Origin of the sequence: Spirosoma sordidisoli (genome assembly GCF_004138325.1) — a bacterium.
Classification (GTDB): domain Bacteria; phylum Bacteroidota; class Bacteroidia; order Cytophagales; family Spirosomataceae; genus Spirosoma; species Spirosoma sordidisoli.
Window position 1 is genome coordinate 493957 of sequence record NZ_SBLB01000002.1, and the last position, 14581, is coordinate 508537.

General features: G+C 55.0%; 12 protein-coding genes. All 12 read left to right on the top strand.

All coding sequences use genetic code 11. The features are described 5' to 3' along the window. Positions 1-42: 42 nt before the first annotated feature. The 12 genes from pepT (at position 43) to EQG79_RS10660 (ending at position 14539) form a co-directional block, all read left to right on the top strand. Positions 43-1305, top strand: a complete 1263-nt coding sequence (gene pepT, locus EQG79_RS10605; protein WP_129601459.1) for a peptidase T — start codon at positions 43-45, stop codon at positions 1303-1305. Between the two features lie 276 nt (positions 1306-1581). Then, the gene (locus tag EQG79_RS10610; RefSeq protein ID WP_129601460.1) at positions 1582-4011 is read left to right on the top strand and encodes a TonB-dependent receptor domain-containing protein; all 2430 of its coding nucleotides are present in this window, start codon (positions 1582-1584) and stop codon (positions 4009-4011) included. A gap of 136 nt (positions 4012-4147) precedes the next feature. Next, positions 4148-4492, top strand: a complete 345-nt coding sequence (locus EQG79_RS10615; protein WP_129601461.1) for a hypothetical protein — start codon at positions 4148-4150, stop codon at positions 4490-4492. 14 nt (positions 4493-4506) lie between these two features. Next, positions 4507-5136, top strand: coding sequence for a hypothetical protein (locus EQG79_RS10620; RefSeq protein ID WP_077922775.1), 630 nt, complete (start codon positions 4507-4509; stop codon positions 5134-5136). 112 nt (positions 5137-5248) lie between these two features. Continuing rightward, positions 5249-6472: a helix-turn-helix domain-containing protein gene (locus EQG79_RS10625; protein WP_129601462.1), complete on the top strand. Its 1224-nt coding sequence runs from the start codon at positions 5249-5251 to the stop codon at positions 6470-6472. Between the two features lie 100 nt (positions 6473-6572). Beyond that, positions 6573-7541, top strand: coding sequence for an MBL fold metallo-hydrolase (locus tag EQG79_RS10630; RefSeq protein WP_129601463.1), 969 nt, complete (start codon positions 6573-6575; stop codon positions 7539-7541). Between the two features lie 521 nt (positions 7542-8062). After that, the gene (locus EQG79_RS10635) at positions 8063-8701 is read left to right on the top strand and encodes a ribonuclease H1 domain-containing protein (RefSeq protein WP_077922778.1); all 639 of its coding nucleotides are present in this window, start codon (positions 8063-8065) and stop codon (positions 8699-8701) included. After that, positions 8701-9405, top strand: coding sequence for a tRNA1(Val) (adenine(37)-N6)-methyltransferase (locus tag EQG79_RS10640; protein ID WP_129601464.1), 705 nt, complete (start codon positions 8701-8703; stop codon positions 9403-9405). The genes EQG79_RS10635 and EQG79_RS10640 overlap by 1 nt, the downstream gene beginning before the upstream one ends. Before the next feature lie 52 nt (positions 9406-9457). Further along, positions 9458-10438, top strand: a complete 981-nt coding sequence (locus EQG79_RS10645; protein WP_129601465.1) for a glycosyltransferase family 2 protein — start codon at positions 9458-9460, stop codon at positions 10436-10438. A gap of 259 nt (positions 10439-10697) precedes the next feature. Beyond that, positions 10698-11309 (top strand): inorganic pyrophosphatase, encoded by a 612-nt coding sequence (locus tag EQG79_RS10650; protein WP_077922781.1) that lies wholly within the window; start codon positions 10698-10700, stop codon positions 11307-11309. Positions 11310-11503: 194 nt separating this feature from the next. Further along, entirely contained in the window at positions 11504-13270 is a 1767-nt protein-coding gene (sppA, locus tag EQG79_RS10655) for a signal peptide peptidase SppA (RefSeq protein WP_129601466.1), read from the top strand. A gap of 90 nt (positions 13271-13360) precedes the next feature. Then, entirely contained in the window at positions 13361-14539 is a 1179-nt protein-coding gene (locus tag EQG79_RS10660; protein WP_129601467.1) for a helix-turn-helix transcriptional regulator, read from the top strand. Positions 14540-14581 lie beyond the last annotated feature (42 nt).

The following is a 14581-nucleotide window of genomic DNA, read 5'->3' on the forward strand; positions in this document are numbered from 1 at the left end:
CAGGCGTCTCCAGCCGGTTTAGGGTAAGACGCCCGATGTTTTATGGAAAACTACACCTTTACTGCCGTTGACCGGTTTCTGCGATACGTCCGGATCGATACCCAGTCGGACCCGCAATCGACAACGAATCCCAGTACCGAAAAACAGAAGGACCTGAGCCGGTTGCTGGTTCAGGAGTTGCTGGATATGGGCGTTACCGATGTCGAGCTGGATGAATGGGGCTATGTATACGCGACCATCCCGGCTACTACCGACAAAGCAAACGTGCCGACGATCTGCTTCTGCTCGCACGTCGATACGTCGCCTGATGTGACGGGGGCTGGTGTGAAGCCGATTATCCACGAACGCTGGAACGGCGCCGACATTAGCCTGCCCGACCGGACAAACCCCGCCGATCCGGCGCAGGTTATCCGGGTCGCCGATCATCCGGATCTCCTGGATCAGATCGGGAACGATATCATTACCGCCAGCGGCACGACCCTGCTGGGGGCCGACAATAAAGCGGGCGTGGCCGAGATCATGGATGCCGCCCACTACCTGCTTACCCACCCCGGGGTCAAACACGGGCGAATCCGGCTGCTGTTCACGCCTGACGAAGAAGTGGGACGGGGCACCGAAAAAGTTGACATTCAGAAGCTGGGCGCTGATTTTGGCTATACCATCGATGGGGAGAGCCTGGGTACGCTGGAAGATGAGACGTTCTCGGCCGATGCGGTCCGGATTCAGATTCAGGGTGTCAGTACGCACCCCGGCTTTGCGAAGGGCAAACTCGAAAATGCCCTGAAGATTGCGGCCGACCTGCTGGCCAGCCTGCCCAAAGAAGCCCTGTCGCCCGAAACGACCGACGAGAAGGACGGGTTTGTTCATCCCACCCGGCTGGAGGGCAACCAGGATCAGGCGGTGCTGGAGTTCATTATCCGCGACTTCACCGAAGCGGGTCTGCACGAGAAGGAAACGTATCTGCAAAACCAGCTCAACGATGTGCTGGCCGGTTATCCCGGCTCCAAAGCCGATTTTGTCGTAAAGCAGCAATACCGGAATATGAAAGAAGTGCTGGATCAGCATCCGGCGGTTGTCGATAACGCGCTCGAAGCTATCCGCCGGGCGGGCTTATCGGCCAGGCGCCGAAGCATCCGGGGTGGCACGGATGGCTCGCGACTGTCATTCATGGGGCTGCCCTGTCCGAACATCTTCGCCGGTGAACATGCGTTTCATTCGCGGCAGGAGTGGGTATCGGTTCAGGATATGCAGAAGGCGGTAGAGGTGATTGTCAACGTGGCCCGGGTTTGGGAAGAACGGGCCTGATTCGGTCATCGTTAAACGGGCAAGCTATCGGGCAGGAATAACCAACTGCCGGGATAGCTTGCCCCGTTTGTTAGCAGTAGTGCCGCCATCGCATAAACCTGTTGCCGAACTACAGACTACGGGCCATAAACCCGCCTGACGCGTCTCAAATTATAACCTGACGCGTCTCAAATTATTCCTGAGTCGATACGGAGCCTGCCACCAGCCACCTTTGAGCCATCGTTCAGCGCAGTACGTCGGTCAACGTCGACCCCCAACCGCTGAGCCCCCAAGCTCATGGCACGCTATCTCTATCTTATTGTTCTGGCCGTTCTGTCCGTACCGGCCGTTGCCCAGACCTTAACGGGTGTCATTCGGGAGTCGAATGCCCAGCCGGCTTCCTTTGCCGCCCTGAAACTCATGCGTACTGCCGATTCCAGCTTTGCAGGGGGAACGATGGCTGACGAAAAAGGGCTGTACGCGTTTAAAAATGTAGCCGACGGCAGCTACCGTATTCAGGCGTCGCTGGTTGGCATGAACACCGTAACGAGCCGGGTCATACAGGTGCAGGCGGGCCAGTCGGCAGTTGTCGACACGCTTACGTTTCGGCCGCTCAGCCAGACCCTGACGACCGTAACGGTGCGGGCTCAGAAACCGTATATCGAACAGCAGACCGACAAAACGGTACTCAACGTAGCGGCTGACGCTACGGCTCAGGGAAAAACGGCCTATGAGTTATTGCAACAGGCCCCCGGGGTCGTGATCGATCCGAACGATAATGTCAGAATGGCGGGCAAGCAGGGGGCTACCGTCTTCATCGACGGGAAGCCGACGAACCTATCGGCCACGGATCTGGCTAACCTGCTCAAGTCAACGCCCGCGTCGACCATCGAAAAAATTGAGTTGATCACCAATCCGTCGGCGCGCTACGATGCGCAGGGTGGGGCCGGCATCATCAATATCAAATTTCGGCGCGACAAAAGCCTGGGGCTGAACGGAAATGCATCGGGTGGCTATGGGCAAAGCGACCACCACCGGGCCAACGCAGCCGTCGATCTGAACTACCGGGCCAAACGGCTGAACCTGTTCGGAAACCTCTCGGGAACCGACAACTTTCAGATTACGAATGTTCGGCTGGATCGGACGGCGGGCGGGCTCCAGTTTCGGCAGCGGGGGTACGACTCAGACGGAACCCGGGCGCTTGTCTATAAAACCGGTGCCGATTATTTTATCGGTAGTCGTCACACGCTGGGGCTGATTATTTCGGGCAATACAGCCTCGAACCGGTTCGGCACCTACACGACAACCGATATAGTCAGCAACCAGAGTCGCCCGGATTCCAGCGTGGCCAACCAGGTCAACAACCCGAGCCGGTTTAGCCGGGTCAATGGCGCCTTCAATTACCGCTATACCGATACGCTGGGCCTGGTTGTCAATCTGGACGCCGACCTGACCCGCTTCAGTAACGTATCGCCCAGTACCATCATCAGCGATTACGTCAACGCCAATCGGGAGCCGCTGTTTCGCCGGCAGAACCGCTTCGATGCCAGTACCGGCATTACGATTGTTACGTTGAAAGGGGATCTGGAGAAAGAATGGAAAGCCCAGCGCCTGAAACTGGAAACCGGCTTCAAGCATACCGACGTAGCCACGGATAACGAACTGCTGGTCTTCTCAGGACCGGAGAATACGCCCGATATCAACCGCACGAATCGCTTTACCTATCGAGAGATCGTCAGCGCGGTGTACACATCGCTGAACCGGTCGTTCGGCAAGAAATGGACGGTACAGACGGGTCTGCGCGCTGAACACGCCACGGTGCGGGGGCGGTCTACGGATTTACGCTCGTCGGGCAGTCTGGAGCGGCCCGATACCACCTACCTGAATCTGTTTCCAACGGCTTTTGTGCAGTACCAGGCAACGGAGAAGAGCCTCTTTGCGGCCAATTACGGCCGGCGGATCGGTCGGCCCAACTACCAGGACCTGAACCCGTTCATCTACCAGCTGGACCCGTATACCAGCCAGCGCGGTAATCCCTATCTCCGTCCGTCCTATACGCATAATGCCGAGCTGAGTTACACGTACAAGTGGGCGACGACGGTAAAAATCGCCTACAGCCAGACTAACGATTTCGCGACGGATGTGATTCGTCAGGAGGGCATCACGGGTTATCAGACCGTTGCCAACGTGGGCCGGACGGATGCGCTGAACGTCTCGTTCAGTACCCCGCTGCCCATTACCAAGTGGTGGAATGGGTACGTCTACGCCGGGGCTACCTGGAATCGCTTTCGGGGCAATCTGTCGGTCAGTGAACCGTTTGATCAGCGCGCTTTTGCCTTCGATGGCTACATGCAACACGCGTTCACGCTATCACCGGTCTGGTCGACCCAGGTGTCAGGTTTCTGGAGTGCACCCACCACGCAGACGGTGTACCAGATTGGAGGACTCGGGGCAATTAACCTAAGCGTTCAGAAAAAAGTCTGGGAAGGCCGGGGTAAGCTGACCCTCAGCCTGGACGATGTACTGAACACCATGCGCTGGAAACAATCGGCCAACTTTAGCCTGGACCCGGCGAGTCCCCAGCAGTTTGTGATCGACAGGAAGTGGGAAAGTCGGCGGGTAAGTCTCCGGTTTGCCTACCGTTTCGGGAGTAACGACATCAAATCGGCCCGTGAGCGCGAAACCGGCACCGACGCCAACCGCATCAAAACGAAGGGCAACCTGTAGAGACGCGACCCGTCGCGTCTCGCGGCCCGACCCGTCGTGTCTCACCCCTCGCCACCCATTCCCCGCGTCTCACACACCATCCCCAATTCCATCCCCCGCCAATCTCATTCTATCAGACTTTAAAAAAATAAACCCCATGAAGACAATTGCCCTGTTCGTTATGCTAAGCCTGTCGGGTGGTGTAACCCGATCGCAAACGGCATCTGTCGTGACCTTATCATTCAAAAACAACGGTGTGCTACCCCGGGAGTTCCGGTTTCTGGAGCGGCATCCGGCCAATAAGTACCCTAATGTCTTTACCGCTTATCTGTTGCCGGGTCAGTTGCATACCGTCAGGCTGAGGGTCGGTACCACGTTATCGCTGGTAACCCAGGCCGAGATCAACGCCACCATGCAGGGGCAAGTTGTTCCGGGCAAACCGCTGCTGGTGGTACAGCCCGACGATGCGGGCAAGACAGTAAAGCTGATTCAAAACCAATAAAACCCCTATACACCATGAAAACGCTACCATTCCTGCTTATTATCTGTTGCCTGGCTAAATGCCCCGTTTCCGCACAACAGTCGTCGGTGCTGCCTGCGGCAACCGGATCGACCGAACGGGTATCCTTCGTCCTTAAAAATACCCTGGGTTATCATCGGATGTTCAGGGCGGAGGGGCCGGGCATTGCCTATGGCTTTACCATGAACCGGAACGAGTCGACACCCAAAAACTGGCCGGTGGGAACTAGTTTATATTACAGCCAGGATGGCGAGACTAACGGCAGCTACATCCTGACGGTGACGGCCAGCGATGCAGGCAAAACGCTGGGTACCGGTCCGGTGGGTGGGCGAAAAGCAATTGATCGGGGCAAAAGCGGTATTACCTTTCAACTGCGAAACAGCAGCCTGCTGCCCCGAAAGATAACCCTGGTCAGTTATAGCCCCGGCGACCCTGGAAACGGAACTACCGGCTTTGTCATAGGGCCCCGGGGGAGTCGGACGGTAACGTTTCCGGCCGGTACCCGGCTGTACCTGGCCACCAGCCAGCAGGTGGATCGGGTGATGGGTGGCAACCGGATCGACACCGATAAGCCGTTTCTGGTGGTTGACAAAGAGTATGCCGGTAAGACGTTCCAGCTCGAGTAGGCGTGGCAGCTAAGTACGTTCCGCCCAGCCCACAGAGTATTACAAAACAGCCGGAAACACTGTATATTGGTCACGTCGGCTACCGAACGCTAGCCCCAACCTATTCCCGTCAATGACTTTTTACTTTTCTGCCTATTCAACCCCCTTGCTGTTTGGATTTGTCCAGGGATGGGTATACGCCATCCTGTTATGGATACGGGGCCGACGCGAAGAACGCCTGTCCGACATCCTGCTCGGATGGGTGCTGGTTGGGTGCAGCCTTAATATCTGGGAATACATGCTGGGCTTTGGCGGCATTGAGGTGCTATGGCGTGAACTGGAGTTTTTTCCGCGCACGCTGGGTTATCTGTTCCCTGTGTTGTGTTATTTCTATCTGAAGAGTCAGGTAAATGCCGAGTTTCGGTTTAGCCGCCGGGATCTCTGGCACGCCGTTCCCTTTTTGGTCTTCGTCGTCTATCATGTCAGCGTCTTTGCCATGGGCCCCGCGTTCGTAAGCGAGTGGGAGAAGACAGTACATTACCCGTACCATCTGGATACGGCAGAGTTTGTCATCGGTATCGGTATCGACATTCTTTATCTCTACTGGGCGCTGCAACTGTACCGGCAGTACCACTCGTGGATCAGGAACCAGTTTTCGGAAATCGATACGATCAGCTTTCGGTGGTTTCGCAACTTTATGATCGCCATGGCCGTCACGTCGCTGTTTAACCTGGTCATGACGCTGATCAGCCTGGCGTTCAATCTGAATTTCTGGCAGGACTGGTGGGATGAACTGGCCGGTGTCGCGCTGATCTATTATGTAAGTATAGAAGGCTACGCCCAGGTGCAGGTGGCTCGGCGGCTCAGGTTTCACAACGAAACCGTACCGGTACAAACCCCCGATGCCGTTTTGCTACCCGCCAATGCAATGCCAGTGGCCGTGTCGACAACCGATTCGGCCGCGCCGGACACCGACGAGGACCGAAATGCAACGCTGCTGCCGCCCGATTTGTCGGATCGCCTGACTAAGCTGCTGGACTACATGGCGGCTGAGAAACCCTACCTCGACCCCGACCTGTCGCTGGCCGATCTGGCCCGTCGGCTGCATACCAACCCCGTCATACTCTCGCAGGTAATTAACACGGGGACGGGAAAAAACTTCAATGATTTTATCAACGAATACCGCGTCGATGAGTTCAAGCGCCAGGTTCGTGACCCCGCCACTACGCATCTGAGTTTTCTCGGACTGGCTCTCAACTGTGGATTTAATTCCAAAGCCACCTTCAATCGGGCCTTCCGAAAGTTTACGGGTACCTCACCGGGCGAGTTTCTGAACGAGCTGAAAAAGGTGGCCTAGCCGACGCTATGGTCGACCTGCGCCGATATGGCCGTTGACGATGATTGGAAAACAATCTACTAAATTGGTAGGTTGATCTAGGACATCAAACTCAACGCGCATGGAATCTCAAGTTGAACTCGACGGACCAGTCGGAACCAGTGCAGGATCGCCTTACGACCTAACGCACGACGTAGCGGGGCTCAAGACGCTCATGGTCAACGTATATTTTATTGGCGAGCCGGGGCCGGGCAATCCCTGGGTACTTGTCGACGCTGGTTTGCCGGGTTATACGGGTCAAATCAAAAAGAAAGCCGAGCGCTTATTCGGGGTTGGTACCCAGCCCGACGCGATTGTGCTTACCCACGGCCACTTCGATCATACGGGCTCATTAAAAAGCTTGCTGAAGATATGGAACGTACCGGTGTACGCGCACAAGCTTGAACTACCGTACCTGACAGGAAAATCGAGCTACCCACCACCCGATCCGGCTATTGGCGGGGGCTTCATGTCCTACAGTTCATTTATTTTTCCGATCGGTCCCGATGATTTTGGCGATCGGGTCAGCGCTATTCCCGACAATGGCCTGCTTCCGGAGTTGCCCGGCTGGCGGGTCATTCATACACCCGGTCACGCGCCCGGTCATGTTTCGCTCTTCCGCGACAGCGATCGTACGCTCATCGTGGGTGATGCTTTCGTGACTACCAATCAGAACTCGGCTGTTGCGGTGGCGCAGCAGAAAAAGGAAATACATGGTCCACCTGCCTACTTCACCTGCGACTGGGAAGCGGCCCGGCAGTCGGTTCAGAAGCTGGTGGCGCTGAACCCGCGGGCGGTGGGTACGGGGCATGGCGTTGCCGTGAGCGGCCTTGATCTGGAGTTGGGCCTCAGCCGCCTGTCTCATAATTTCGATGAGTTGTCGATCCCGTCAGAAGGCCGATACGTCCGTCAGGCCGCGGTGACTGATGAATCGGGCATTCGTGATATGCCTGCGCCAACGTCTTACACCGTGGCCAAAGCCATCGGCTGGGGTATGCTAGCCGGTATTCTCCTGGTCGCCTTATGGCCCAGCGAGTCATCAGACGATTGATATTGATTGCCCCGGCCTTCAGGCCGGGGTTGTTTGTATTTCTCGTCTCCCGGTCTAAAGACCGGGGCTAGCCATTGGTGGAACACATTAGGCTTTTGCATTGAGCTAAGCACATGATTAGCCCCGGTCTTCAGGCCGGGGTTGTTTGTATTTCTCGTCCCCCGGTCTAAAGACCGGGGCTAGTCATTGGTGGAACACATCAGGGTTTTGCATTGAGCTAAGCACATGATTAGCCCCGGCCTTCAGGCCGGGGTTGTTTGTATTTCTCGTCCCCCAGCCTGAAGGCCGGGGCAAGCCATTGGTGGAACACATTAGGCTTTTGCATTGAGCTAAGCACATGATTAGCCCCGGCCTTCAGGCTGGGGTTGTTTTATATCCTATTGCCCCGGCCAGGGTTGTGTGTATTTGTTCTTCAGGCCGGCAAAATCAATTTCAACCGGGGTTTCGATGGGCAGGCCTGGCGGGGGAAGGCTGACGATCCGGGATAGAATGTTTAGTTTTGCGGATTAGCATACGCAGGAATGTCCCAGAAGAAACCTAAATTTTATGTAGTCTGGCAGGGCCGGAAACCCGGTGTATATGACAGCTGGGACGAGGCCAAAGTGCAGACAGACGGGTTCGCCAAGCCATTGTTCAAATCGTTTGACAGCAAAGCTGCCGCCCTCAAGGCATTTGGTGATAAACCCCACAAACATATAGGACAGGGTCCCAAACCCGCTGGAAAACAGGGGAAACTGGATGGGCTCGTGGGGTTGCCTATTGAGGATAGTCTGGTTGTCGATGCCGCCTGGAACACGGCCACCGGCGATATGGAATATCAGGGCATCTACCTGGCTACGCGCCAGAAGCTGTTTTTGAAAGGACCTTACCCTGACGGCACCAACAATATTGGTGAGTTTTTGGCCATTGTACATGCCCTGGCGCTGTTGCACCAGAAGAACAGCAACATACCGGTCTATTCCGATTCCAGAACGGCGATCAGCTGGGTGAAAAAGAAAAAGGCCAATACAAAGCTGGATGAAACAGCCCGCAACGCCGAACTCTTTGATCTGATCGACCGGGCCGAGACCTGGCTACAGACCCATCGGTATGCCAACCCGGTATTAAAGTGGGAAACAACGGTTTGGGGAGAAAACCCGGCGGATTTCGGCCGCAAATAATGTTTGCCTTCAAGCAGTTCACTATCCACCAGGAGCGGGCAGCTATGAAAGTCTGCACCGATGCCTGCGTGCTGGGCGCTTACGCGGATGTCGACACGGGAGACACCCGGGTGCTGGATATTGGCACCGGTACTGGCCTGCTGGCCCTCATGGCCGCCCAGCGGAACCCGGCCGCCAGCGTCGATGCGGTAGAAATCGACGATAAGGCGTTCGGTCAGGCCAGCGATAACGCCGAAGCCAGTCCCTTTGCTGACCGGGTACACGTATGGCACGACCGCATCCAGCACTTTTCACATCCGTCGGGACCGTATGACCGTATCCTGACCAACCCGCCCTTTTACACCAATCACCTACGGTCGCCCGATGCGGCTGTGAACCGGGCCCTGCATACCGACGACCTGCCCTTCCAGGAACTGGTGACGGCTGTTGTCCGATTGCTGAAACCTGCCGGGCAGTGGTGGGTGCTGCTGCCTCCGTATGAGATGAGTTTGATCCGTACTGTAGCGCAGGAAGCAGGGCTGGGGGTTTTCCGGCAGCTTCAGCTCCGGCACCGGGCCGACAAACCCGTTTTTCGGCTGATCAGCGGTTTTTCGTTTGGTGCAACGAACCCTAACGAGGAGTTGTTAACGATATATGAGCCGGACAGCCGGACCTATACCCCCGCGTTCCGGACGTTGCTCCGCGATTTTTATCTGATATTCTGAAAACTCTGCGACCTTTGCACCGTCGCTGCGCGCCTGGCGTTTAGATACCCCCATGACTGAATTGCTTCAACTGACCGTTCTGATTCCACTCTATAATGAAGAAGAGTCGCTGCCCGAGCTGCACGACTGGATTGTGCGGGTCGTCAACGAACACGCTTACTCGTACGAAATCCTGTTTGTGGATGATGGAAGCACCGATGAGTCGTGGCCGGTGATAGAACGGCTCTCGGCGCAGAATCCGGCCGTACGTGGCATTCGATTCAACCGAAACTACGGCAAAACGATGGCACTCCAGACGGGCTTTCAGGCCGCGCGGGGCCAGGTCGTTATTACCATGGATGCCGATTTGCAGGACAGTCCTGACGAAATACCGGAACTGTATCGAATGATTGTTGAGGATCGGTACGATCTGGTATCGGGCTGGAAACAGAAGCGGTACGATCCCCTTACCAAAACGCTGCCCACCAAACTTTTCAACGCCGTCTCGCGCTGGATCTCGGGGGTTCAGCTGCACGATTTTAACTGTGGCCTGAAAGCCTACCGGCAGAAGGTAGTCAAAACCATTGCACCGGCCCTCTACGGCGACATGCACCGGAACCTGCCCATCGTGGCCAACTGGAACGGATTTTCGAAGATAGGCGAGAAAGTGGTCCAGCACCGGGCGCGTAAATACGGTACGACCAAATTTGGGCTCGAGCGGTTCGTCAACGGCTTCCTCGATGTGCTGGTCATCGGGTTTGTACACCGGTTCAGCAAACGGCCTATGCACTTCTTCGGCACGCTGGGTACTTTATCGTTCTTCATTGGTAGTGTATTGGCAGTCTGGATCATAGCCGAAAAGCTGATCAACATAGCACAGGGCGTCAAGTTCCGTAATGCTACGGATAACCCGCTTTTTTACTTTGGTCTGGTTGCCATCATTCTCGGGGTACAGCTCTTTCTGGCTGGCTTTCTGGGGGAGATGCTGGTGAGGCAGAGCCTGAATAAAAGCGGTGAACTGCTCGTTGCCGAACGGGTTGGGTTTGAGAGCTAAACAAAAACAAGACGTTTGCACCCCGCAGCTGCGCCCTGACTTCTTGTTGTATTCCAGGCCCGTTCGCACAGAAAATCACGATAATTGGGTTTTTAGACGTATTTTTGCCTCTATAGACATCATTCCGCCCGCTGCTGGTCAGGCTTTGCCACCAATAGCGGGCGGAATGTTTGTTTGGGCCAATTGACGAACTCGATTTATTCTTATTTTTTCTCGAAATTGTATGCAAGCTTTTCTAGAGCCGACACAACTTGATCCAATGGCAAAAACCCCTTCCAAAGCACACCCCTGGCATGGCATCTCGCCGGGCGAAAATGCCCCCCACGTCATTACGGCCTTCATTGAGATAGTACCCACCGATACCGTGAAGTATGAGATCGATAAAGAGTCTGGCTATCTGAAAATTGACCGGCCGCAGCAGTATTCCAACATCATTCCGGCGCTGTACGGGTTCGTTCCCAGAACGTTCTGCGGAGAGCGGATCGCCAAACTGGCTTCAGAGCGGTCGGGCCATATCATCAGCGAAGGCGATGGCGACCCGCTGGACATCTGCGTACTGACCGAACGCGAAATTACCCACGGTGACATTCTGTTGCAGGCTATCCCGATCGGGGGCTTCCGGCTGATCGACAAAGGAGAAGCTGACGATAAAATAATTGCTGTTCTGAAAGGCGATGCAATGTACGGTCAGTACAAAGACCTGAGCGAACTGCCCGAAGCCGTGGTGAAACGCCTGCGTCACTACTTTCTAACCTATAAGAACCTGCCAGGTGAGCCTGCTGTCATGGAACTGGCCAATATTTACGGCCGCGATGAAGCGCTGGAGGTCATCCAGACGTCTATGGACGACTATGCTGAGATGCCTTCGTAAGCAGCAGCACACGTAGATTTTACATCCAGAGGAGCCGGGGGAAATGAAATCCCTTTGGTTCCTTTTTTTGTTTAAAGCCCGGCATAACCATTTATCCGATAATTGTCGCACTTGACATTTTTTCGGGTTTAGTCGCCGAATGTGTCATTATTTTTGTTCAATAGGTAAGTATAACCCAATTCGTAAACTGATTCATGCTCCAGTTTTTTAAATACGTGCTCGCCACGATAGTCGGCCTGCTTCTGTTTTCGATCGTCGGATTTATTCTGCTGGTCGGTATCGGAGCTGCACTCTCGTCTTCGGCCGATACAAAAGTCAGTGTAAAGGAGAATACAGTCCTGAAATTAGACCTGGATAAACCTATTGAAGAACGCAGTGTCGAGAATCCGTTCAGCGGGTTCGGAGCAGGTGGCACCAGCGATGCCATTGGCCTCATTGAGCTGAAAGAAGCGCTGGCCAAGGCTAAGAACGATGACAACATTGAAGGCATCTATCTGCAAAGCGAGAATCCGCAGGCAGGCTGGGCTTCGCTCGAAGAAGTACGCAACGCCCTGATCGATTTCAAAAAATCGAAGAAGTTCGTGTACGCTTATGCCGAGACGATGAGCGAAAAAGGCTACTACCTGGCCTCCGTAGCGGATAAAATCTACCTCAATCCGGCGGGCGAACTGGAATGGAACGGCCTCAATGCCGAACTGTCTTTTTTCAAAGGCACGCTGGACAAACTGGGCCTGAAACCCGAAATTTTCCGCGTGGGCGAATTCAAGAGCGCTATCGAGCCGTTCACCCGCGAGAACATGAGCGAGCCGAACAAGCTGCAGGTTACGTCGTTCCTGAATTCGGTCAATGATCACATGCTGGTTAAGATTGCCGGCAGCCGTGGCGTGCGGGTCGACTCGCTCAAGCGTTATGCCGATCAGTTGACCATCCGCGAGCCGGGCGACGCGCTGCGCACGAAACTGATTACCAACGTCGGGTATCAGGATGAACTCGAAAGCCTGATCAAAAAACAGCTTAAGATCGAGGATAAGAAAAAAATCGATTACATCAGCCTCAGCAAGTACGAAGATGCCGAAGCCGCCGACTCGGACGAAGGATCCAGCAAAAACCGGATTGCGGTCATTATTGCCTCGGGCGATATCAACTCGGGCAAAAGCAATCAGAATAGTATCGGTTCAGAAACGATCGTCGAAGAGCTGCGTAAAGCCCGGCTCGATGATAAAGTAAAAGCCATTGTGCTGCGGGTCAACTCGGGTGGCGGTAGTGCGCTGGCGTCGGATGTCATGTACCGCGAGGTTGAACTGGCCAAACGCACCAAACCGGTAATCGGGTCAATGTCTGACTATGCCGCTTCGGGAGGCTATTACATGCTGATGGGATGCAACCAGATTGTTGCCCAGCCTAACACCATTACGGGGTCGATTGGGGTGTTTTCGCTGTTATTCAACACCGAATCATTCTTCAAAGACAAGCTTGGCGTGACGTATGACCGGGTTAAGACCAACGAGAACGCTGACTTCCCCGCCATTACCCATGAGATGAGCCCGTTTCAGAAGCAGGCCCTGCAACGCAGCACCGAACGGATTTACAATGACTTCACATCGAAGGCCGCCCGGGGACGTAAATTAACCGTCGACAGTCTGCGGGCTATTGCGGGCGGGCGCGTCTGGACCGGCACCCAGGGTAAAGCGATTGGACTGGTTGATCAGCTCGGTGGTCTCGACGACGCTATCAAGCTGGCGGCCCGGTCGGCCAAGCTTAAGGAAGGCGATTACCGGCTCAAGTACCAGCCGCGTAAGAAAGATTTCTTCGAGCAGCTTATGTTTTCGTTCAGCAATGATGAAGAAGCTCGCATCAGCGCCCAGCTCGGTGAATTAGCTCCTTACGTAAAATACCTTCAGAAGCTGAAAACGATGGAAGGCATACAAATGCGCATGCCGTTCGAGCTGGAGATTCGATAAAAATTAAGTTGGTTTGCAGTAGTTAGACCTAAACGATACACTGGAATCGTTTAGGTCTTTTTATGTAACAGCCCTCTACCCGAAACGACTATGCAGACTCTGCCGGTACACCTCGACCTGTTTGCGCTGATCATCCTGCTGGGTGTAGCGCAGGGCCTGTTTCTGGGGGTTTTCTTCCTGACGGGTGAGCGGGCCAAACAGGTAGCGAACCGTTGTCTGGGCTGGTTTACCCTGGCCCTGTCGGGCGTGAGTGGCGAAATATTTCTGAACTATACCAATTATACGTTTCAGCTATTGTGGGCGGTCGACTTTGCCGAACCGTTGAATTTTGTGCTGGGGCCACTGTTTTTCTTTTACGTATGTAGCCGGCTTCATCAACGACTGCCCCGGCACTGGGGCTGGCATCTGCTGCCGTTCGGGATCTGGCTGCTCAATTCAGCAACCTGGTTCTACCAGCCTGTCGAGTTTAAATACAATTCGTACGTGAACTCGCTGCATCCGGAGCTGCCGTACATACCGGCTCAGCCCTACTGGGATGAGGACTTTACGGGATTGCGGGATTGGATCAACGAAATGACGCTGGTGAGCTGTCTGGTCTACGCGTTTTTATCGCTCATGACCATTCGGTCGGTAAGCCGGCAGCGCCCCGCAATCTGGGCAGCGGCCCAGTTGAACTCGCTCCGTTTCCTGAGCTGGCTGGTTGCGCTGGTACCTTTGCTGATCGTGCTCGTCAAGCCCCGGTTCTATCATGATGTGGGCGATTATCTGCTGGCTACCTACATGGCGGCTACGATCTACAGCATCAGCTTTCTGGTCATGCGCGGGTCCAGTTTTTTCCGCGAAGTGCCTGCCGAACCTGATCCGCCTGTTGAACTGAAAAAAAAGTACGAAAAGTCGACCCTGTCAGAAGAAGTCGAGGATGCCGTCCTTACCCGACTGACCCGCCTGCTCGAAACCGACAAGCCGTATCTGAACAGTGGGCTGTCGCTGTCCAGACTGGCCGAGCAACTGGATACCAGTCCCCATCACCTGTCTCAGCTCCTGAACGACCGCCTGGGACTGACGTTCTTCGACTGGCTGGCTACCTATCGAACGGCCGAAGCCCGGCAGCTGCTGAGTAACCCAGCGCTGGCACACCTTAAGATTGATGAGGTTGCTGAGCGGGTGGGCTACAATTCCACCTCCGCCTTTCATACGGCCTTTAAGCGGCTGACGAATCAGACACCGGCCCAGTATCGCGCCAATAGGCTTGGCACGCAGGTAGAATAACGCGCCGGGTTTGTTCGTCCCGATCGGCGCGAACTTCATCAT